General features: G+C 44.5%; 19 protein-coding genes. All 19 read left to right on the top strand.

Features of this window, described 5'->3' with window-relative positions; genetic code table 11:
- Nucleotide 1 precedes the first annotated feature (1 nt).
- Nucleotides 2-739: a DUF6629 family protein gene (locus SUN_RS06635; RefSeq protein WP_011980971.1), complete on the top strand. Its 738-nt coding sequence runs from the start codon at nt 2-4 to the stop codon at nt 737-739.
- 180 nt (nt 740-919) lie between these two features.
- The gene (locus tag SUN_RS06630; RefSeq protein WP_349674932.1) at nt 920-1,567 is read left to right on the top strand and encodes a peroxiredoxin; all 648 of its coding nucleotides are present in this window, start codon (nt 920-922) and stop codon (nt 1,565-1,567) included.
- 71 nt (nt 1,568-1,638) lie between these two features.
- Nucleotides 1,639-2,625 carry a YfdX family protein gene (locus SUN_RS06625; protein ID WP_011980969.1) on the top strand — a complete coding sequence of 329 codons (987 nt, stop codon included), beginning with the start codon at nt 1,639-1,641 and terminating at the stop codon, nt 2,623-2,625.
- A gap of 15 nt (nt 2,626-2,640) precedes the next feature.
- Entirely contained in the window at nt 2,641-3,225 is a 585-nt protein-coding gene (locus SUN_RS06620) for an HdeD family acid-resistance protein (RefSeq protein WP_011980968.1), read from the top strand.
- Nucleotides 3,194-3,439 carry a hypothetical protein gene (locus SUN_RS06615; protein ID WP_041672713.1) on the top strand — a complete coding sequence of 82 codons (246 nt, stop codon included), beginning with the start codon at nt 3,194-3,196 and terminating at the stop codon, nt 3,437-3,439. The genes SUN_RS06620 and SUN_RS06615 overlap by 32 nt, the downstream gene beginning before the upstream one ends.
- Nucleotides 3,440-3,561: 122 nt before the next feature.
- Entirely contained in the window at nt 3,562-4,206 is a 645-nt protein-coding gene (locus SUN_RS06610) for a MarC family protein (RefSeq protein ID WP_011980967.1), read from the top strand.
- Between the two features lie 45 nt (nt 4,207-4,251).
- Complete coding sequence (locus SUN_RS06605) at nt 4,252-4,602, top strand: DUF190 domain-containing protein (RefSeq protein ID WP_011980966.1); 351 nt, start codon at nt 4,252-4,254, stop codon at nt 4,600-4,602.
- A complete protein-coding gene (gene crcB, locus SUN_RS06600) occupies nt 4,602-4,982 on the top strand; it encodes a fluoride efflux transporter CrcB (RefSeq protein ID WP_011980965.1) in 381 nt (126 codons plus the stop codon). Before SUN_RS06605 ends, crcB begins: the two co-directional genes overlap by 1 nt.
- A gap of 54 nt (nt 4,983-5,036) precedes the next feature.
- Nucleotides 5,037-7,163, top strand: coding sequence for an alpha-glucan family phosphorylase (gene glgP / locus SUN_RS06595; RefSeq protein ID WP_011980964.1), 2,127 nt, complete (start codon nt 5,037-5,039; stop codon nt 7,161-7,163).
- 2 nt (nt 7,164-7,165) lie between these two features.
- Nucleotides 7,166-8,812 carry a phosphoglucomutase (alpha-D-glucose-1,6-bisphosphate-dependent) gene (gene pgm, locus SUN_RS06590; protein WP_011980963.1) on the top strand — a complete coding sequence of 549 codons (1,647 nt, stop codon included), beginning with the start codon at nt 7,166-7,168 and terminating at the stop codon, nt 8,810-8,812.
- A gap of 26 nt (nt 8,813-8,838) precedes the next feature.
- A complete protein-coding gene (locus tag SUN_RS06585) occupies nt 8,839-10,110 on the top strand; it encodes a glucose-6-phosphate isomerase (RefSeq protein ID WP_011980962.1) in 1,272 nt (423 codons plus the stop codon).
- Complete coding sequence (locus SUN_RS06580; protein WP_011980961.1) at nt 10,107-12,629, top strand: mannose-1-phosphate guanyltransferase; 2,523 nt, start codon at nt 10,107-10,109, stop codon at nt 12,627-12,629. The genes SUN_RS06585 and SUN_RS06580 overlap by 4 nt, the downstream gene beginning before the upstream one ends.
- Nucleotides 12,626-14,647, top strand: coding sequence for a glycoside hydrolase family 57 protein (locus SUN_RS06575; protein ID WP_050748043.1), 2,022 nt, complete (start codon nt 12,626-12,628; stop codon nt 14,645-14,647). The genes SUN_RS06580 and SUN_RS06575 overlap by 4 nt, the downstream gene beginning before the upstream one ends.
- An 8-nt stretch (nt 14,648-14,655) precedes the next feature.
- A complete protein-coding gene (locus SUN_RS06570) occupies nt 14,656-16,692 on the top strand; it encodes an alpha-amylase/4-alpha-glucanotransferase domain-containing protein (protein ID WP_011980959.1) in 2,037 nt (678 codons plus the stop codon).
- Complete coding sequence (gene galT, locus SUN_RS06565) at nt 16,685-17,686, top strand: galactose-1-phosphate uridylyltransferase (protein WP_011980958.1); 1,002 nt, start codon at nt 16,685-16,687, stop codon at nt 17,684-17,686. The genes SUN_RS06570 and galT overlap by 8 nt, the downstream gene beginning before the upstream one ends.
- Nucleotides 17,683-19,056 carry a glycogen synthase gene (locus SUN_RS06560; RefSeq protein WP_011980957.1) on the top strand — a complete coding sequence of 458 codons (1,374 nt, stop codon included), beginning with the start codon at nt 17,683-17,685 and terminating at the stop codon, nt 19,054-19,056. Before galT ends, SUN_RS06560 begins: the two co-directional genes overlap by 4 nt.
- Nucleotides 19,053-19,877 (top strand): ROK family protein, encoded by an 825-nt coding sequence (locus SUN_RS06555; protein ID WP_011980956.1) that lies wholly within the window; start codon nt 19,053-19,055, stop codon nt 19,875-19,877. The genes SUN_RS06560 and SUN_RS06555 overlap by 4 nt, the downstream gene beginning before the upstream one ends.
- Entirely contained in the window at nt 19,874-21,355 is a 1,482-nt protein-coding gene (gene glgA / locus SUN_RS06550; RefSeq protein ID WP_011980955.1) for a glycogen synthase GlgA, read from the top strand. Before SUN_RS06555 ends, glgA begins: the two co-directional genes overlap by 4 nt.
- Nucleotides 21,355-23,280, top strand: a complete 1,926-nt coding sequence (gene glgB / locus SUN_RS06545; RefSeq protein ID WP_011980954.1) for a 1,4-alpha-glucan branching protein GlgB — start codon at nt 21,355-21,357, stop codon at nt 23,278-23,280. The genes glgA and glgB overlap by 1 nt, the downstream gene beginning before the upstream one ends.
- The last annotated feature ends 11 nt before the right edge of the window (nt 23,281-23,291 follow it).

Below are 23,291 nucleotides of genomic sequence, written 5' to 3'. Positions count from 1 at the left end.
AGTGGATTTTGCTATATTGAATTTTACAGTTTCCGGAGCGATTTTCATTGTAGGGATCATGACCTTGAAAAAAGTAAGTTCACCTAATGAAGTGGTCTTTGCCAGTCTGCCGCTGTTTTTTTCTTTACACCAATTTACCCAGGGATTTGTCTGGCTTGGTATGGATCATCTCATTGGCGGCAGAGCATTGCATATGGCTGAGAGTATCTTTGTTTTCTATGCACAGGGGCTGTTGCAGTTCCTTGTGCCTTTGGCGATCTGGCTGCTCCAGCCTGCAGGTATCCGTAAGCACCTCATTGCATTCCTCATGTTTTTAGGGGCTTTGTTAACAGCATATTCTCTGTGGAAACTTTCGATCGTACCGACCCATGTATCCATAGTGGATGGTGTGCTTGCCTATGACAATCCTGCGACAAAACATTTGTGGCTGGCTGTAGGGTATATCATTACCACCTGCGGAGCACTCATACTCAGCAGCAGTATTGCCATTCAACTTTTTGGATGGCTGAACCTTTTGGGACTGACTGTGGTATACCTTATAAAACCGTACGGATTTACATCACTATGGTGCTTGTATGCTGCAGGTGTGAGTATTTTACTCTATTTCTATTTTGTAGAACGACGTATCCGGTTTTTACAGGATATCAGAGAGAAAGAGATTGATATGAGTAAGACGCTTACAGAGGAACTTGCCAAACTGGAACATCATTACCCCAGCCTGGCAAAGAGCATAAAATAAAGGTACCCTGACATATTTTTTATCTTTCATAAGATATTATTAATTTTTTCATTGTCTTCATTAATAATAGATTAGTGTTTTAGTACTATAATTTTTTTGTTGATAAAAATTATCTATAAAGGAAAATTTATGGCGTGTGATAACACAGAAGTCGTTCCTCTTAAAGAAGAACCTGCAAATATGGAAAAAAACCAAGAGAAAAAGGAAAGTAACATGAGTTCAACATTAGTAATGAGAAAAACACCGGAATTTACAATGGAAGCATACGATGCAAAAACAGGTCACTATACAACAGTGAGCAGCAAAGATTATGAAGGGAAATGGCATGTAGTATGTTTCTACCCTGCCGATTTCACCTTTGTGTGTCCTACGGAACTGGCAGCGATGAATGCAAAAGCGGATGAATTTGAAAAAATGGGTGTAGAGATTTTGGCAGTTTCAACGGACACAAAGTTTTCGCATAAAAGATTTGTAGAGACTGAACCTGTTTTAAAAGATTTCAAATTAACGATCGGTGCAGATGGCACAGGAGAGGTCAGTCGTGCATTCGGTGTGTACTTGGAAGATGAAGGTGTTGCACTGAGGGGAAGATTCCTTATTGATCCTCATGGTGTATGTGTTGCCCAGGAAGTACAGGCACCGTCAGTAGGCAGGAACGTCAATGAATTCCTTCGTCAGGTAGAAGCATGGCAGCATGCTGAAAAAACCGGTGAAGTATGCCCTGCAAACTGGAGACCCGGTAAAAAAACACTACCTGTAAATAAAGAAGCAGAAAAAATGACCGGCCGTGTAGGTGATTATGTAACGGTAGAAGAGTTACTCTCCTAATACATTAAACATCGGTTATACAAATAGGATTAAGATTTTACTGTAACAAATAAAAATTATAAGGATATAAAATGAAAAAAAGATTTTTACTTTCAGCTTTGACATGCGGGTTGCTTTTAGGAGCAACAGGATTGCAGGCAAAAACAGACAAAAAAGAACTGGTCAACAATGTGATGCAGCAGGAGGTTAAGAACCATAAGCAGGCTCCCAAAGAGATCGTTGCAGGTATGCAAAATACTTTTGCAGCACTCCAGGCAATGCAGGCAGGTAAAAAAGAAGATGCCAAAAAGGCACTTGAATCGGCAACGAAGAGTTTCGATGCTGCGCTGAAAGCCGATCCGTCACTTGATATCATTCCTATCGATGAGAGATTCCAGGCTTTTGCTTTTATGGGAACATCCGATGTCATAGACGCAAGACTCAAACTGGCACAACAGCTTTTGAAAGCGCATGATACACAGGCTGCCACTGCTGTTCTGACACCCCTCAAAGATGAACTGGATATTTCCGTTATCTCCATTCCAATGAAGATCTATCCGGTAGCGACGAAAAAAGCGTTGGATGAACTGAACAAAGGAAATGACAAGGCAGCATTTGCAGCCATAGCGGAAGCCATGAACTCGCTTGTAGTGGTCAAAGCGATCATCCCGACACCATTGCTGACAGCTCAGGATCTCATTACAGATGCATCCAAACTGGACAAAAGCAAAAAAGACGAAGCCCAGAAACTGCTGGCTGCAGCCAAAGAAGAGCTCAAGAGAGCGGAACTTCTCGGTTACGTCTCGAGACATGAAGCGGCCTACAAACTGCTCAATGATGACATAGAGAAGATCCAGAAAGAGATCAAAGGTAAAAATATGGTTGAGAAACTGTATGATACATTGAAAAATGATTTCAAGAAGATCATTGCCAATACGAAGATCTCAAAAGAGACACCCGAACAGGCAGCAGAACAAAAAGTCAATGTATTTGAAAAGAAAGAGGCCCAAAAAGCAGTGAAGGTCAAAGAGGAATTCAAACAGGAAGCACAAAAAGACGAGAAAAAAACGGTACAATAAACCAAAGGATTCAATATGTGGAACTGGAACAACAATCTCAGTCCTGAGATGAACATTAACAAGAACCTGGTAGACAACTTCAAGAAGTATGCCAAGATAAGCGGGATCGTCTTCATCGTACTCGGTACGGCGGGGATCGTATTTCCCACCTTCATGTCGTTCACGACACTGGCATTCGTGGCATACCTGATGCTTTTTGCCGGCATATCCGCCGGATGGCTAACGTGGCAAAGTAACAAGAATGACTGGGCAGGATGGCTGAAAAGCTTCCTGCTTGTCATGGTAGGGCTTTTTATGATCTTCTACCCTATGCAGGGGATCGCTGCGCTTGGCCTGCTGTTTGCCATCTATTTCTTTACCGATGCCTTCGCCGGATTTGGCCTGGCATTTTCACTCAAGCCCCAGAAAATGTGGTGGCTGTGGCTTATCAATGCCATCACTTCACTGGTGCTGGGTGTCATCTTCATTGTCGGATGGCCGTTCAGTTCCCTCTTTATGGTCGGACTGCTTGTAGGAATAAGCCTTCTTTTTGATGGTGTAGCACTGCTTTCAGGAGGCATTTTTCTCGATGAGATCGACAAAAAAGAAGACAAAGATTAGCCTTAAACACAAAATAGCACTTTTCACGGTCTATTTTGTACTGTTCATAGCCCTTACGGCCATGGTAGACTACTATGCCTATGATCTGATTAATCCGTGGATATTCATTGTGCTCAGTTTCGCCGGAGCGGTATGGGCCACAATGGCCCATGTAAAAAGCAAAGAGAAGTCCAAAGCGGATGAACTGGCGCATGACCTTGAAGAAATCATATAACCCAAATCTCTCAAGATTTTTCTGTATAATCTGATATGAAAATCAATACAACAGCATTAGTAAAAAATAGGAAAGTCCATCAAAATCGTTTCTTTACAGCAAGCCAATAACAAGGTAACAAAATGACAGCATATCTTTCTATCCTCTCGCATGACATCATCGCACTGATCACCATACTCAACCCTATTGCCGCTGCAAGCATTATGGTAGGAATGGTGACACCACCTACACCTAATGTTATCAGGCCTATCGCCTTTAAGGCGACATTGACAATACTCATTGCATCATTGGTAACTCTTTTCAGCGGCGAATTTGTATTCAAACTTTTTGGTATCAATGTCTTGTCTCTGAAAGTCATAGGCGGCATCATCCTGATGCTCATTGCTATTAATATGGCATATGGACAGCAGAGTAAAGCAAGACATTCAAAAGAAGAGGCAGATGAAGCGACGGAGAAAGAAGATGTATCAGTCATTCCTCTTGGTATCCCCATCCTTTTCGGACCCGGGGCAATTGCCACGATCATTGTCTTGAACAACAACCACTTGCAAAACCATTCGATGGTGATCAGCTACGGACTTATCAGTGCGGCTATTTTTGCTGCAGCAATTGTGATCTACTTTACACTGCGTTACGCTGGAGCTATCAACAGGGCACTCGGCGTAACAGGAATGAAGATACTGACAAGGATCATGGGACTAATCGTCGGTGCAATCGCTGCACAGTTCATCATCAGCGGTGTCAAAGGTCTCTGGGGAACAATGTAGAGATATACTGAACAAAGTTAGAATTTCACATATCAAAGGAAAAAGATGCAACGTTATTTGGGAATACGGAAAGAGTTAAAGATCTATATCAGTAATGAAGATACGGTAGATGGCAAACCGCTTTTTGAAGCACTTTTGACTTTGGCAAAAGAGAAAGGGCTAGCCGGAGCAACCGTTCTGAAAGCCGTCGCTGGAATGGGAGCACACTCCGAGATACACAGTTTCAATGTCTGGGCACTCAAACAGAAAGTACCGTTGATCGTCACTATCATAGACACCGAAGAGAAGATCAAAGCGTTCCTTGATGCAGCAGACGGTATGATAGCCGAAGGGCTTGTGACGATGAACGATATCGAGATCATCCAGTACCACCATCCCAAGTTCGGAGACAAATGATGCAGCCCTATTTGTTGCTAGCCGTGGGTACGGGAGGTTTTGTAGGTGCGATCCTTCGTTTTCTCATCAGCGGCTGGGTGCAGAGACTTTCGCCGACACTGTTTCCCGTCGGTACGCTGAGTGTGAATGTGTTGGGGAGTTTTATTATCGGTTTTCTGGCACTATATTTTGAATCGGTCGTGGCTCCGCACCAAAAAGCACTGGTGATCACCGGGATGCTCGGTGCACTAACAACCTTCTCTACTTTTTCCCTTGAGACGGTTACAATGCTGCAGGGAGGACTGTGGGGGCGTGTGGTAACAAATATCACGCTTAATGTTTTCCTGTGTGTGGTTGCTACGATGCTTGGTATGATGCTTTTCAAACGACTATATGGATAAATGAGATAGAAGACAGGAATATACTCTAAAATAAGATAAGATTGGAAATAAAGAATGTTCATTGATGATCCTTCAAAAAATATCGCTATACCAAAGCTGCCCAAAGAGATAGAATTTCTCAGTGATATCGCCCTAAACCTTTGGTGGACATGGAATCCGAGGGGGAAAAATCTTTTTAAACTCATCAATCCGTACTTATGGAAAGAGAGCAGTGAAAACCCTATAAAAATGTTAAATGCTTTATCCAGGAAAGACCTTGCCTCTTTGGGAGAGGATGAAACATTTATGAAAGAATACAAATATGTCCATGCCCTGTTCAAAGACTATATGCAGGACAGCAGAGTCTATGCCGAAGAAGAGCCGCTTCCCATTGCCTACTTCTGTGCAGAGTATGGGTTACACCACTCTGTACCCATCTATTCGGGGGGGCTTGGTTTTCTTGCGGGAGATATTCTCAAAGAATCAAGTGATATGGGGCTGCCGATGGTAGGCATAGGGTTCATGTATGCGCAGGGCTATGTCAGGCAGGTCATAGGCAGCGACGGGTGGCAGAACGGGAGCAATGAAACCATAGACAAGGACAGTGCACCGATTGAAAGGGTTTTGGACCACGACGGAAACCATTTTACGATACAGGTTCCCTTTATCGACCCGCCGGTCTATACTTCTGTGTGGAAGATCAATGTCGGCAGAGTCACACTCTACCTGCTCGATACAGATGTGGAACAGAATGACCCCTGGGACAGAGGTATCAGCTCCCACCTTTATGTCCCCGATATGAATCAGCGTCTCAGGCAGCAGATAGTACTGGGTATAGGCGGATACAGAGTGCTTGAAGAGCTTGGCATCAAATATTCCATTCTCCACCTGAACGAAGGGCATCCGGCCTTCGCGCTTTTTGAAAGGGTGAGAAGTTTTATAGAAGATGAAAAAATGAGTCTGGATGAAGCGGTGGAGAAAGTCAAAGAGACCTCTGTCTTTACGACACATACGCCGCTCCAGGCCGCTACAGATGTATACAGTTTCGATATGATGAGCAACTACTTCAGAGACTACTGGCAAAAACTTGGTCTGAGCAAAGAGCAGTTCTTCAGTTTTGGCAGCAATCCCGATGCACCCAATGACGGTTTCAATATGACCGTTCTTGGACTGAAAATGTGCCATCAGCGAAATGCTGTCAGTAAAAAACACTCGGAAGTGACCAAAGAGATCTGGAAGAATGTCTTTGCTATGGATACGAAAGAGAATGTACCCATAGAATATGTGACAAACGGGGTGCATATTCCCACCTGGCTGAGTGATGAACTGACCCGAACCTATGACAAAGTGCTGGGTGAGCAGTGGCAGCATCTGGAAGATGAAGAAGCGGTATGGAGCAGGGTGGAGGAGATCGATGAAGAGAAGATCTGGGATATGCATTATGCCAATAAGGTCCGGCTTGTCAATTTTGTAAGAGAGCGGGTCAGGCAGAAATGGGCCAACGAGGGTATAGACCCGCTGGTAGCAATGGCGGAAGGCGTTATGCTGGACCCCGATGTACTGACCATAGGCTTTGCACGAAGAATGACAAGCTACAAACGGCCGAACCTGATCCTGCATGACCTTGAAAAACTGGAAAAGATCGTCATTGACTGTGACAGACCCGTTCAGATCATCTTTACGGGCAAGGCGCATCCCTCCGATAATCCGGGAAAGAAAATGATACAGAATATTTTCAAGGTTGCACAAAACCCCCGTTTTAAAGGTAGAATAGCTTTCATTGAAGATTATGGCGAAGAAGTGGCAAAATATCTTGTCAGGGGTGTCGATGTGTGGCTGAACAATCCGCAGATACCTATGGAAGCCTGTGGTACCAGCGGCATGAAAGCCAGTCTGAACGGTACGCTGCATTTCTCCGGGTTGGACGGCTGGTGGCCGGAAGCCTACAATGGTGAGAACGGCTGGAAGATCGGAAAAGAAATATCCGATGATGCCCGGGATGCCCAAGATATTTATGATATACTTGAAAATGAGATCGTTCCACTTTTTTACAACATCGATAACGAAGCATTTCCCAAAGAGTGGGTTAAGAAAATGAAAAAGGCAATGATGAGCATATCACCGCAATTCAGTGCACGAAGAATGATGAAGGACTATCTGGATAAATTTTATATCCCTATCGGCAAAAAAATAAAGGAGTAACAGTGGCAGATTCACATCTCAGTGCATTGGCAGGGCAAAAGGTTCCCAAAGAGCAGCTTGAAAACATTCCCAAACTGATCAGTGCATACTACACACTTGTTCCGGACATCGAGCAGAAAGAACAGAGAGTGGCTTTCGGTACTTCCGGCCACAGGGGAAGTGCCTACAAAAAAAGTTTCAATGAAGCCCATGTGAAGGCCATCAGCCAGGCGATATGTGACTACAGGAAGTCAAAAGGGATCGATGGTGTTTTGTTCATAGGCAAAGATACCCATGCGCTTTCCATACCGGCTCAGCTGACAGCCCTGGAAGTCTTTGCTGCCAATAAAGTTGCTGTAGCCATCGCCGAGGATGACGGCTATACCCCGACACCGCTCGTCTCATTCGCTATCATAGAAGCCAATAAAAAAGAGGGCAGCCTCTGTGACGGCATCGTTATTACCCCTTCACACAATCCTCCTGCTGACGGCGGGTACAAATACAATCCGCCCAACGGCGGTCCGGCAGATACCGATGTGACTTCACAGATAGAAAAGCGGGCCAATGAAATATTGGAAAATGATTTGAAAGAGATACGATCGTGCACCCTCAAAGAAGCGATGTGTTCGGGTTATATCACTGCATATGATTTTATGACCCCTTATGTTGCTGCGTTGAAAGAGATCGTCGATATGGATTCCATTAAAAAGGCCAATCTCAACATCGGTGTCAATCCTCTGGGGGGAGCGAGTATCGCCGTGTATCAAAAGATCAATGAAGTATACGGGCTTGACATGGATATACTCGATCCCTATGTGGACCCGACGTTTTCCTTCATGCATTTGGACCATGACGGAAAGATACGCATGGACTGCTCTTCACCCTATGCCATGGCAGGGCTGATCGAGCTCAAAGACAAATATGACATTGCGTTTGCCAACGATGTGGATTCGGACAGGCATGGTATCGTCACGCCCAAAGGCGGGCTGATGAACCCGAACCATTATCTGAGCGTGGCGATATGGTATCTCTTCACATCGAGAAAGAACTGGCGTGAAGATCTGAAAATAGGCAAAACGCTGGTTTCCAGTTCCATGATAGACAGGGTCGCTAAATCCCTGAACAAAACGGTATATGAAGTGCCGGTCGGTTTTAAATGGTTCGCCAAAGGTCTGATGGACGGTGAACTCGGCTTTGGCGGAGAAGAGAGTGCGGGTGCTTCGTTCCTTCGATTTGACGGAAGTGTCTGGACCACGGACAAAGACGGTATTATTTTGAACCTTCTTTCTGCGGAGATTTTGGCGAAAGAAAAAAAGGACCCGGCACTGATCTATGCCGGTTTTGAACTAAAGTTCGGCAAAGCGTATTATGAAAGAATAGATGCTCCTGCATCGAAAGTGCAGAAAGAAAAACTGAAAAATCTCAAACCCCATGATATACATCAAGATACGCTTGCCGGAGAAAAGATAGAATGTATCTATGCCAAAGCACCGGGAAATGATGCCGATATCGGCGGAGTGAAGATCGTTACGAAAAACGGATGGGTTGCACTCAGACCGTCGGGTACAGAAGATATTTACAAGATATATGCTGAGAGTTTTCTCTCACGTGAGCATTTAAAGACACTACAGAAAGAGGCAAGCGGGATCGTTGATGCGATAATGGATTGAATATAAAAGGGAAGAGAGACCGACCTATGGTTACTTACGAGAAAGACTTTAGCCTGCAGAGGGATGAACCCGGCAAGGCAGAGATGATGGATGTGTTCCATGCCATCGAGAAAGAAGCAAAAGAAGGGGTCAGCGGGTACTATACTCTTCCTGAAGATTCGAAGATGATCATAGAGGAGGTGGAAAGCTATGTCGGTCGGGAACCCGGTATTTTCGTTTCACTCGAAACGATTGTCGTGATGGGGATCGGCGGTTCCTCTTTGGGGACCAAGGCGATACACGCTGCTCTTGAAAGCAAATATACAGAAGCAAAGAACATTTTTTTCCTTGAAAATCCTGATCCAGTATCTCTACGCAAACAGTTTGACCGGATAGATAGAGACAAAACACTTTTTATTGTCGTTTCAAAATCCGGTTCCACCATAGAGACCACCTCCATATTCAAAGCGGCTATCGACCATTTTGACCTGCACCTTGAGGGTAAAGATGCTCAGCGGATTATGGTCATTACCGATGAAAATTCGCCTCTGGACCGCTTTGCCGCCTCATACAGCATCAAAAGTTTTCATATCCCCGCCAATGTCGGAGGACGTTTCTCTGTACTCAGCAGCGTGGGGATCGTGCCTCTGATGCTTGCGGGCTATGATGTACAGGCTATACTGGAAGGAGCAGGCAGTTTTGCCAAGCGTTTTTTTGAAGTAGAAGAAGAACACCTGCTCAGAAAAGCCCGTTTTTTGACACAATACCGTGACGACTACCCGGTGACAGTACTTTTCTCCTACGGAGACTGTCTGGAGAACTTCACAAAGTGGTTTGTTCAGCTTTGGGGTGAATCTCTCGGAAAAATAGACGGGCAGGGCAGGCATACGGGTTTGACACCGGTGGGCCACATCGGTTCGGTCGATCAGCATTCTTTTTTGCAGCTTATCATTGAAGGTATGAGAGACAAGACGGTGACCTTCATTAAGATAGAAAATTTTGATTATGATCTGGAAATTCCGGATATATCGTTAAAGTATATTGAAAAAGTCGATTATGTCAATGGACACACTTTCAATGAGCTGATCGATGTAGAATGTGATGCGACAAGAGAAAGCCTGATGGCAAAGAAGATACCGGTGGACAGGATCGTGCTGGGCAAGGTGGATGAAGCAAATATCGGAGAACTTATTATGTATTATGAAATACTGACTTCGGCTTGTGGTATTATGATGAATATAGATACCTATGATCAGCCTGGCGTTGAACTTGGCAAACAAATACTGGTAAAAAAATTTAGGAAAGAGGCGGGAAAATGAATAAAAAAATAAAAGCCGTAATGATGGCGGGTGGCTTCGGAACCAGAATACAGCCTCTTACCCACTCTATGCCAAAACCCATGCTCCCCATCTGTAACATTCCCATGATGGAACATACCATGAGAAAACTTGTTGATATAGGTATCACAGAAATTGTGGTTCTGCTCTATTTTAAACCGGAGATCATAAAAAACCATTTTGGTGACGGCAGCAGAATAGGTGTAAAATTAGAGTATGTATTGCCCGAAGAAGATTTAGGCACTGCTGGAGCGGTCGGAGCAGCAAGAGAATTTCTCGATACGACCTTCATCATTGTCAGCGGTGACCTTGTGAGCGATTTTGATTTTGAAAAGATCATCGATCATCACTACAAGACCGAATCCAAACTGACCATCACTCTTACCTCTGTAGAAAATCCGCTTCAGTTTGGCGTTGTGATCGCCGATGAGAACGGAAAAATTGAGAAATTCCTGGAAAAACCGAGCTGGGGGGAAGTGTTCAGCGATACCATTAATACAGGTATTTATGTCATTGAACCCGAAATTCTTGACTACATTCCGACTGAAGACAATTTTGACTTTGCCAAAGACCTGTTTCCTCTGTTGATGAGTGAGGGAATTGACCTGATGTCCTATGATGCCAGGGGATACTGGCGCGATGTCGGAAACCCCGACAGTTACCGGGAAGTATACGGTGATATATTCAAACAGAAGATAAAAGTTGCTTTTCCGGGTAAAAAAATAGAATATCCTGACGGTGTATTGTATCTTGGGGAAGAGAGCGAGATCGACCCTTCGGTGGAGATCATCGATACGGTTATCATAGGCTCACACGTCCAAATAGGGAAAAATGTACGGCTGCATAATGTCTCGATAGGCGACAATGTTGTGATACAGCCGGAAACAAAGATCAGGAACAGTGTGCTGTGGCATGATATCATCATAGGAAAAAAATGCGTGTTCGATAACAGTATTATTTGCAACGATACACACATAGATGATATGGTTACGGCAAAAGCCGGTGTTATACTGGCGGAAGGCTGTGATGTTGGCAAATTGGCTGTATTCGATCAGGATATCACCGTATGGCCGCATAAAACCATAGAGGCAGCTTCCATCGTGAACAAAAATGTCATATGGGGGAACAAATATAAAAACTCCATTTTTGAAGACGGCAGGGTAACGGGGAAAAGCAACGTGGAAATATCGTGCGAGATGGCTTGCCAGCTTGCAGAAGCGTTTGCAGCCCATCTGCCGTTGGGAAGTACGGTTATCGTAGGCAGGGACCACAGTAAAAGTGCCCGTATGCTTAAAAGAGCGTTTCTGGGAGGCTTGCTTTCAGGCGGTGTCAATATTGTAGATTTAAAGGCAATGCCTCCGGCAGTACTCCGGCACAACCTTGGTATAAAGAAGGAACTGGTTGCAGGTATCTATTTCAGACAGAATGTATTTGACCCTACGGGTGTAGAGTTTACGTTTTTCAGTGAAGAGGGACTGCGTATAGACGGTAATATGGCCAAATCTGTCGAGAAAGCTTTTTTTCAGCAGGATTACCGCAGGGTTGACTATGATAAGATCGGAAGAATAGAAGAGAATTATATCCATCATCTCAATGAATGTATTACCTACAAAAAAGCGGTAAAAGAGGCGATCGACCATAAGATCATCAAAAAGAACGGATTCAGGGTTGCTATAGATCTGATGTACGGCGGTACCAAAGATATTTTCCCGGAGATCATATCGGAACTGCAGATAGAAAACATTATATTGAATAGCTATACTGATTATCATAAAATGGCAAATATGGCACATGTCGAAAAGAAATCGAAAGACGATATTTCCGCCATCGTCAAGAACCTGAAGTTCAATATCGGTTTTTTGATGTATCCGAACGGCCAGCAGTTGGGCATTGTCGGTGATGACGGGGAAGTTCTTGGCAGGATTAAAGGACTTTTCGTTGTACTTTCCCTTTTGAACCTGGAAGCGAAAGAGAAAGAGAAAAAGCTCAATGTATTTTTACCCACCTGGGCGCCGGACCTGACAGACGAACTGTTCGAAAATCTTGTGATAGAGAGAGGAAAGTATGCCAACTTCAAGGCGGATAAAGTGAAAAAATATGATCTCGTTGCAACGATCGACGGCAATTTTGCTTTTACCGAGTTCTCCCTCCACCGAGATGCCATGTATGCCAGTCTGAAGATCATGGAAATGCTGTCACGCCATCAAGTGACAATTTCGGACATTTCCAAACAGTTTGAACGATTTTACTATAATCATATCGAAGTAGAGTGTTCACAGGCCCAGAAGGGAAAAATGATGAAACGCTTCTTTCAGGAAGCTAAAGATAAAAAGTCCTGTACCACTGACGGGGTCAAGATATGGGAAAACGAGACTGACTGGATACTGATGATCCCAGATCAGGTGAGGGATCTGCTGCATCTGTACGTACAGGCAAAAGATAAAAACAGCGGGGAGGCTCTGGCAGCAAGATACGAAGCAAATATCAAAGAGTGGATGTGAGTCTGAAACTCTCTTTTCTCTGGCATATGCATCAGCCGAATTATGTGGATGAAAACGGCATCATGTGCATGCCGTGGGTCTTTTTACATGCGATCAAAGACTATTATGAAATGCCCTGGCTGCTCTCACGGTTCCCGAGACTGAAAGCAACGTTCAATCTTACCCCGACCCTGATCAGACAGCTTAAACTCTATGAAGCACACAGATATGAAAAAGATAAATTTCTAACGCTCTGGATCCGGGAAGTATCGACGTTGGAAGAAGAAGAAAAAAAATATCTGGTAAAACTATGCAGGTCCGCTCTGTTCGAGACAATGGTTAAACCGCTCAAAAGATATGCAGCACTGTATCATAATGAGAATTTTACAGAGAGTGAACTCAGAGACCTTGAAGTCCTGTTCCTTTTGGCATGGTGCGGTAATTACCTGAGACAGAACAGTACAGTTGTACAGACTTTGATACGTAAAGAGACAGCATATACGCAGAGTGACAAAGAAGAACTTCTCGATGCACTGTTGAAGTTCATTCCGCAGATCCTCCCCTTTTATGGAAGCCTTTTGCAAAGCGGACAGATCTCACTCTCTACCACACCTTACAATCATCCGATCCTCCCGCTTCTGATCGACATGCAGACGGCAGTGATCTCAAACCCAAAGACCACACTGCCACAGGATCCTCTCTCTCTGAAAGATGACGCACGCAAGCAGGTAGACAAAGCCATTGAACTGTATACGGAGGTATTTGGACAGAGGCCTACCGGTCTGTGGCCGGCAGAAGGGGCTGTAGATGAAAAAAGTCTACACCTTTACCGTGAAAGCGGTATCCAATGGATCGCCACAGATGAAGCGATCCTGTTGAAAACACTTAGTAGCAGCGAAAAAAGCCTCTGCTATCAACGGTATGAATATGATTCTGTTTTCATTGCATTCCGGGATCATGCGCTCAGTGACAGTATAGGGTTCCGCTACCGTTTCATGGAGGAAGAGGAGGCAGTAAAAGACTTCATGAAACGACTCGATGAGATCGGGCAGCAGAATCCCGATGCGAGCGTTTTTGTCATCGTGGACGGGGAGAATGCTTGGGAATTCTACCGGAACAATGCCATGGATTTTTTCCTGGAACTGTACGATGCCATTTCAAAAAGCCGGACTGTTTCCCTGCAGAAACTTGATGAAGCGGCTAAAGAAGTGAGACGGGAGCTAAGCTCCCTGCAACCGGGCAGCTGGATATACGGCACCTTTGATACCTGGGTAGGGCAGAGTGAGAAGAACAGGGCGTGGGAGTTGATATACAAGACAAAGAGAGAGACTGCTTCTTCGTACCGGAAACTTGACAAAGAGACAAAAGCATTGGCGGACGAACACTTTCTGGCCAGTGAATGTTCGGATTGGTTCTGGTGGTACGGAGAAGATCATTACAGTGATTTCCTTGAGGAGTTCGATACCCTTTTCCGTTTGCACCTTATAGCGATTTACGAACTGTGCCGTATACCTGTACCGTCAGACCTTTATCTGAATATTTTCAGGAAAAGAAATGTTTTTCTCAGCCAGGTCAGACCGCAATTCCCACTGTCGGTAGAGGTCGATGGAAAAGAGAGTTCGTTCTATGAATGGCTTGGTGCCGGTATGATAGATGAGAGCAAAGCCTTTTCTACCATGGACGGTGCAAAAAGGATCGTGCAAAAACTCTACTATGGTGAAAATGAAACAATGATGTATTTCAGGCTTGACGTGAATGTGGAGCAGTTCCTGCAAGCGTACAAGGAGATAAAACTGCATTTTAAAGAATTGGCCGATGTCATCGTTCTTCCTGTAGCCACACATTATCAGCAGGATGGTTTAACTTTGGCATGCAAGGATATGGTAGAATTCTCCATAGATAAAAAATACTGTCAGAAAAAAAGCAATCTTCATCTTCAGCTGGAAATAACAGATAAGCAAAACAGCAGTGAATTTGTACCGATCTTCGGTGATATAGAAGTGTGCCTCGATGATTACAGTAAAAACTGGTTTATATAGGAAAAGAGATGGATAAAAAAGTCAAACTGCTTTTTGGCATACATATGCATCAGCCGGTAGACAACTTCAGGGAAGCTGTGGACGAGGCTGTAGAAAAATGTTACAAACCTTTTTTTCAAACCGTAAAAAAGTTCCCCTTTTTCAAGTTTTCCCTGCACTGCAGCGGATGGCTGATGGAGGAGATCAGAAAACGACATAAAGAGGTTTTCGCTGATATACAGGCGTTAAATGAGAGGGGAAGCATAGAATTTTTCACTGCCGGTTTTTATGAGCCTGTCCTGTGTGCCATTCCTCCCTGCAACAGAACGGCCCAGATAAAAAAACTGAACAAAGCGGTCAAAAAACAGTTTAAACAGATCCCGAAGGGGTTGTGGCTGACGGAGAGGGTCTGGGAGAATGGCATCATAAGTGAACTGATAGAATGCAATATCTCTTATGTGATGGTCGATGACTATCACTTCAGGGCAAGCGGATTTGACGAAGAGGTACTTGACGGATACTTCCTGACAGAAAATAACGGTGAGAAGATCGCTCTTTTCCCCATTAGCCAGACATTGAGATATGCACTTCCTTTTAAAAATGTGGAGGAGGCGGTGGAGGCGGTCAAAAAAAGCGCCCGTGACGGCGGTGCAGCTATTATTTTTGATGATGCCGAAAAATTCGGACTTTGGCCGCAAACCCATGAATGGGTTTATGAAAAAGGGTGGCTTGAAGCATTTTTGAGTGCACTTGACAAAGACGAGCATATTGAAAGCCTGCATTTTAGAGAGTTCCATGAAACCCATAGAGCAAAAGGTCTGGTCTATCTCGATAATGTCGCCTATGAAGAGATGGGAGAATGGAGCCTGAAGTCACAGGATACATTGAAGCTCAAAGCGATAAAAGAAGAAGTTGCAAAAGAGTATCCCAAAGATGTAGATAAGTTTGTCAAAGGTGCTTCCTGGAAAAACTTTTTTGTCAAATATGAAGAGTCGAACAGGCTTCATAAAAGGATGATAGAGGTTTCAAAGCATCAGACAGATAACAAAAAATACCTTGATGCACTCTACAGACTGCAGACTAATGATGTCTTTTGGCACGGTATTTTTGGAGGGCTCTATCTGCCGAACCTGAGAGACAATGCCTATGCCTATCTTTGTGAATGTGAAAATTTACGGTATCAAAAAGAAAAGCATACGATGGAAGTCAAAGATATAAATCTGGATGGATATGATGAGATAAAGAGTGTCACCAAAAATTTTATAGTAAGGTTTGACAGCAGGCAGGGAGGACAGATGGTAGAGTTTTTGCAAAGGGACAGAAAGTTCAACTATCAGAATACCCTGACCCGGCGGGAAGAAGCCTATCATCAGGCGCTGCTGGAAGAGATGCAGCCAACAGGGGAAGAAGCTCAGCGAAAAGAGGAGATCGCTACGATACATACCTTGAGATCAGATGCGGACAGAGGCATCAGGGAGGCTTTGTATTTTGACTGGTATATCAAAAATTCTTTTATTGACCATGTCAGTGATAAAAGTCTGACGCTTGAGAATTTTAAACAATGCCGCTTTAAAGAATATGGGGATTTTGCCGATCAGCCGTTTATCTATGCTGTCGACAAAAGAAAACTTACGTTCAAACGTGACGGTGGCATCTATGATGACAAAACCTATGAGACGACAGTGGTGAAAAGCTATATCTGTGATGCGCAGGCCATACAGTTTTCTGTAGACATAACGACACAAAGCCAGGAGAGTTATCTGTATGGATTGGAATTCAATCAGCATTATGCCGATCTCGAGAATGTACTGCTGAACGGACAAAGGCTCAACGAGGATATCACACTTGAGAGGATCAAATGTTTTTCTTTAAGAGACAGCTATACCCAAAAAGAGATCATTTTTACGCTCGACCATACTTTTACCCTACTGGCAACACCGCTTTGTACGGTCTCAAAAAGTGAAAAGGGATTTGACCGGATGGTACAGGGAGTCAGTTTTATTCTGATCTTCCCTTTTGTGGAGATCCTGAATCTTCAGGGTTCCCTGGAGGTAAAAGATGTCTGAGATACGTTACGATATGCTGCATGATACATATGTAGTCATTGCACCCGACAGACTGACCCGTCCCAATCTTTTTCCGGCCCATTCGGCAGCCTTGAAAGACACAACTGCCTGTCCCTTCTGTGCCGGACATGAATCGATGACACCACCTGAAATATTTGTATTGAAAGATGTCAAGGGCAGATGGAGAACCCGGGTGGTCCCCAACCTCTATAAAGCTCTTGCGATAGAAGCGACCGATGAGAGAAAAGAAGAGGGAATCTATGAAAAAATAGACGGTTTCGGTGCCCACGAGATCATTGTAGATACTCCTGAACATGTCACAGATTTTGATGAATTGAGCGCTGTACAGATGACCGACTGGCTCCTGACGATGAGACAAAGGGGTAACGATCTGAAAAAAGACAGTCGACTGCACTATTTTACCCTCTTTAAAAATCAGGGTAAAAATGCCGGTTCGACCCTTCCCCATGTACATACACAGCTTATAGCACTGCCGGTCGTTCCCAGAAAAGAGCTTCAGGTTCTGAAGCATCTTTATGCCTATTACAGAGAGCATGGACGAAGCATGTTCAAAGATATAGTAGACTATGAAAGGGAACAGAAAACCAGGGTAGTGGATGAGAGTGAGCATTTCCTGGCTTATGCCCCGTATGGTAGTCAGTTCGCTTTTGAAGTTATCATTATGCCCAAGATCGAACTGTCAGACATTGGTTCATGCCATGACAGCCTGCTTGCAGAGGCAGCTTCACTGCTTAAAAAAGTATTATCGGGTTTAAGAAGAGAGCTGAGAGAGTTTGACTATAATATCTATATACAAAATCCGCCTTTTCAAAAAGCATATGAGACAGAAGCGTTTTTTGACGATATCAAAAATTTTTACAGGTTTTATATACGGGTGATCCCCCGGCTGTATCAGACAGGAGGCTTCGAATTGCAGAGCAGTATGACGATCAACCCCTTAGCCCCTGAAAAAGCAGCAGGACTGCTGCGATGAAGGTCCTTTTTGCCAGCAGTGAGATCTACCCGTACTCCAAAAGCGGCGGACTGGGAGATGTGGCACATTCTCTACCGCTTGCACTCAAAGAGCAATGCCGTATCATCAGTATTACACCGCTCTATCGTTTTATAGACAGGAAAAAATTTCGTTTGAATTCTCCCGGTACCGTCTGCACGATGTCTATTGCCGGAAAGAGCTATACATACGAGCTTTTCCGGTCAGAGGAGAGTGATACCCTGTTCGTCTATAACGATGTTTTATGTGAATCCGAAGCGCTTTACGGATATGACAATGATGCACTGCGTTTCGGACTCTTTTCCCATATCATCGCTGATGTCGCCAGAAAGATGAAAGTCGATATCGTACATTTGAATGACTGGCATACCGCTTTGGCCGCATTGCTTTTAAAAGACGATCGCGTCAAAACCGTTTTCACGATACATAACCTTGCCTATCAGGGGATATTTGACAAAAAAGTGTTGAAAAAACTGGCTATCGATAAAAAATATTTTACGATGGAAGGTCTGGAGTTTTACGGGAAAGCCAATTTCATGAAGGCAGGGATCGCTTACAGCGACAAAATTACGACGGTCAGCCCCACCTATGCAAAGGAGATACTCACCGAGGCATACGGATGCGGCCTGGACGGATTTCTCAAAAAACACAAAAAAAAGCTCAAAGGAATACTGAACGGAATAGATACTACATTTTTCAATCCGCAGAGAGACAGTACCATTTATGTAAATTTTGATGCAGCCCACATAGAAAATAAGGTTAAAAATAAAAAAGAATACTACAAAAAGCTGGGTATTAAAAAGAGGGAGAAACCTCTGTTCGTTTTTATCGGCAGGCTGGTGGAGCAAAAAGGAATATCGATCATCATAGACCTGCTTAAAGATCTTTCAATGGAACCTTTGGAGTTGGTCATGCTTGGAGAAGGGGAGCAGGAGACAGAAAAAAAACTCTCTATACTGTCAGGTAAATATGAAAACATTCACTACATAAAGGGATATGATGAGGCACTTTCACACCGTCTGTACGCAGCGGCAGATTTTCTGCTGATGCCTTCACTGTTCGAGCCCTGCGGGCTCAACCAGATGATAGCTGCACACTACGGAGCCGTACCGTTGGTACACAGTACCGGAGGGTTAAAGGACAGTGTGTTTGAGGGAAAGAAAAAATGTATACAGGGATTGGTATTTGACCCTTTTTCCAAAAAGGAATGCCTTGCTGCCATCCACAGAGCTTTGACATTGTATCGGGACAAAAAGGCATACATTAAGATATCGACATATGACATGCAATGCGATGTTTCTTTTAACAAAAGCGCAAAAGCCTATATGAAGATCTATGAGGCTCTGTTGTGAGCAAACTCTATATAGATATAGGCGGAACCTACCTGAGAAGCGAACTGCTTAAAAATGGAAAAACATTCAAAGAGAAAGTGTCAAGCCGGGGGATATCTTTGAGCGAATACCTCGAACAAAAGTTAGGAGCCTATCCTGACATAGCAGAGATCGGGATCTCCTTTGCCGGTCAGGTAGACCATGGAAAGATAGTTTCCTCTCCGAATATTGCAGTTAAAGAATATGATATTAAAAAATATATTGAAAAGAAATACCCGGTATCCCTGAAAATAGACAATGATCTCAACTGTGCGATGCTCGCAGAAAAAGAGGATATAAAGAGAAAAAATATGGCACTGTTATACATAGGTACAGGTATGGGGTCCGCCGTTCTGGAGCAGGGTGAAATTGTAAGGGGTGAGCGAAATCTGGCATATGAGATAGGGCATGTACCTTTTAAAAAGGCACCGTTCCGGTGCGGCTGCGGCAAAGACAACTGTCTGGAGCTTTTCAGCAGCGGCAGCGGGTTGAAAAAGTGGTATACCTATTACGGACTCCCCCAAATGACTTTGGAAGAATTGAGAAAGTCTAAAGACAAGTATGCGAAGAAGATATATCAGAACTTTCAGGAAGGTCTGTTCCGGGCGGCTGCTACACTTGTGACGCTGGCAAATCCGAAAGTCCTGGTACTTGGCGGAGGTGTCGTTTCTGCCAATCATTTTTTGAAAGAGAAGGTAGAAAAGAAGATCGGAAAATATGCGCTGGCCTCAAACCTGGAAGGCTTGGAGATAAAGCTGAGTCAATTAAAAAATGCATCAATAGAAGGAGCAAAACAATTATGAAAAGAAAGATCAGGACACTTTTTGTAGCGAGTGAAGTCGTACCCTTTGCTAAAACAGGGGGACTGGCTGATGTCAGTGGTGCTTTGCCGAAAGCTTTGGCCAGACTCGGGTCAGATATAAAGGTGGTCATGCCCCGCTACTATACCATAGACAAGAACACTCTGGAGCATATACCCATGGCACTGGGGGTCGATATGGGAGCTATGGGGGAACTTTGGGCCGGAGTCTACAGGACTTATCTTCCGGACAGTGAAGTCGAGATCTATTTTATCGATCATGAGGCCTTTTACGGCCGAAGCGGCCTTTACCATGAAAGTGAAGCCTATGAGGACAATGACAAACGATTTGTTTTTCTCTCAAAAGCCGCATTGCAGTTATGCCGGGCACTCAATTTCAAACCTGATATCGTCCATGCCAACGACTGGCACACTGCTACACTGCCAATACTGCTGAAGACTTCTTTGCATGAAGATGATTTCTTCAAAGAGAGTGCATCGGTGCTGACAGTGCATAATTTGCAGCATCAGGGAGTTTTTGGCAAAGAACTGATGAATGTACTTGGGGTAGGCTGGGAACACTTTACTCCCATGGAACTTGAAGCAATGGACAATGTCAATCTCCTCAAAGGCGGTATTACCTTCTGTGATGCTTTGACAACGGTCAGTAAAAAATATGCCAGGGAGATACAGACACCTGAATTCGGTTTCGGTCTCGATGAACATCTGAGAGCCCATGCCCACAAACTGTACGGCATACTCAACGGGATCGACTACACGGAGTGGAATCCTTCGGTAGACAAATATATTGCTGTGAACTATGATGTGGATACACTCGAAAAAAAGAAAAAATGCAAGCAGGATCTTCAGAAAAGATTTAATCTCCCCCAGAGAGAGGATGTCCCTCTTATCGGTTTTGTCGGTAGATTTGTCACACAGAAAGGCATCGAGCTGATCGCCACGGTCATCGATGGACTGCTTGAGATGGATATACAGGTCGTGATGCTGGGCAACGGAGAGTTCTGGGCAGAAAATTTCTTCAGTCAGGTAGCAGCCGGACATCCTGATAAATTCGGATGCTATATCGGATACAGTAACGAACTGGCCCACCAGATAGAAGCTGGGAGCGATCTTTTCCTGATGCCTTCACTGTTCGAGCCCTGTGGACTGAACCAGATCTATTCCCTGCGATATGGTACCTTGCCCATCGTCAGGGCCACGGGCGGACTGGATGATACGATCGTGAACTATGACCCCCAGACCAAAGAGGGCAACGGATTCAAGTTCTACCATGCCACTCCTGATGCCCTCTACCATACGGTAAAATGGGCAGTAGAGACCTATCATCAGGAGAAGGATGATTTCCTTCATATGCAGAAAAATGCTATGAGGGAACATTTCAGCTGGCTGGATTCGGGCACTGCGTATCTCGATATCTACAAGGCACTCTATTACCATCAAAAAATTCAAAGGTATAAATAATGCTTCATACAATGCACTATGACGTGTCCCGGTTCAAGCCGCTGGATATCTATCTATTTAAAGAGGGAACCCATACCAAGCTTTATGAGAAATTCGGTTCCCATTTTATGAGAAGCAAAGGCAGGAGCGGTGTTTACTTTGCCGTCTGGGCTCCCAATGCCAAACGGGTCAGTGTCGTAGCCGACTTCAATGCCTATGATGAGCGGGCACATCCGTTGAAAATGAGAGACGATGACTCAGGGATATGGGAAGGCTTCATTGAAAATGTGAAGGAGTATGTGACATACAAATATCATATTGTCTCAAATTACCACAACATCGTAAACCTAAAGACGGATCCGTATGCCAAATATTGTGAAAAGCCCTCCAATTCGGCCTCTGTCACCTACAAGCTTCAAGGCTACCGATGGAAGGACAGTGACTGGATGGAGAGGAGAGCCGACTTCAATGGGCATGACAAACCTATGAGCATTTATGAAGTACATCTGGGTTCCTGGAGAAGAAAGGTGGAGGAGGGCAACCGCTACCTTACCTACAGCGAATTGGCAGACGAACTGGTTGCGTATGTCAGGGAGATGGGCTATACCCATGTAGAACTGATGCCTATTACGGAATACCCGTTCAAGGGTTCCTGGGGCTATCAGGTCACGGGATATTTTGCTCCGACGGCACGTTACGGAAAACCCAAAGAATTTATGAAACTGGTAGATACGCTGCACCGGAACGGCATAGGCGTGATACTCGACTGGGTACCCTCACACTTTGTCACGGACGGCCATGGCCTTGCGACATTTGACGGAACCTGTCTGTATGAGCATCGGGATCCCAGACTGGGGTTTCAGCCGCAGTGGGGCAGTGCGGTCTTCAATTACAGCAGGAATGAGGTACGTGCTTTCCTGATAAGCAGTGCTTCGTTCTGGTTCGAGAAGTATCATATCGACGGTATCAGGGTGGATGCTGTGGCTTCCATGCTTTATCTTGACTACGGTAGAGAAGCGGGGGAGTGGCTGCCCAACAGAGAAGGCGGCAGGGAAAATCTCGAAGCCATCGACTTTTTAAAACAGCTGAACCTGTCAGTGTATGGTGAATTCAAGGATATCGTGATGATCGCAGAGGAATCCACCGCCTATCCGATGGTCAGCAAGCCGGTCCATCTCGGCGGTCTGGGGTTCGGGTTCAAATGGAATATGGGATGGATGCACGATACGCTGAAATATTTTGCGCTGAACCCTGTCTACAGGCAGCATCATCAGGATGACCTGACCTTCAGCATCTGGTATGCGTTCGATGAAAATTTCGTACTGCCATTAAGCCACGACGAGGTCGTACATATGAAAGGTTCCCTGATTAACAAGATGGCGGGAGATGACAACCAGAAATTTGCGAACCTTAGAGCTTTATATACCTACATGATGGCGCATCCGGGTAAAAAACTGCTTTTCATGGGTGGAGAATTTGCCCAGTACCGGGAGTGGGACTATGAAAGCTCACTCGACTGGCATCTGCTTGAGAGTCCGAGACATAGAGGGATTCACACAATGTTGAAGGAGCTGAACCAGTTATATAAAAATGAAAAAGCCCTCTATCAGTATGATAGTGAACATGCCGGATTTGAATGGGTGGAACGCTCTGACAATCTGCACAATACCATCTCTTTCTTCCGAAAAAGCGACAATGTCGATGAGACGGTCATCGTGGTATGCAACTTTGCAGACAGAACGAGAGAGGACTATAGAGTTGCTGTTCCCAAGGAGGGTAAGTACAAAATGATCTTCAATTCGCAGAACAGCAGATATGAAGGGTGGAGTCATGACAGTGAAAGTATTTATGAGAGTGAAAAACATTTGGCGTGGGACAGAGAAGATTCTATCAGCTTCACTATGCCGGCACTCGGTGTTGTCTATTTCAAATTAATTGTAGAATGAATGATACGGGT

It is taken from the genome of Sulfurovum sp. NBC37-1, assembly GCF_000010345.1.
GTDB lineage: Bacteria > Campylobacterota > Campylobacteria > Campylobacterales > Sulfurovaceae > Sulfurovum.
Note: the sequence above shows the minus strand (reverse complement) of the source record. Positions and strands in the feature narration are given on the sequence as shown.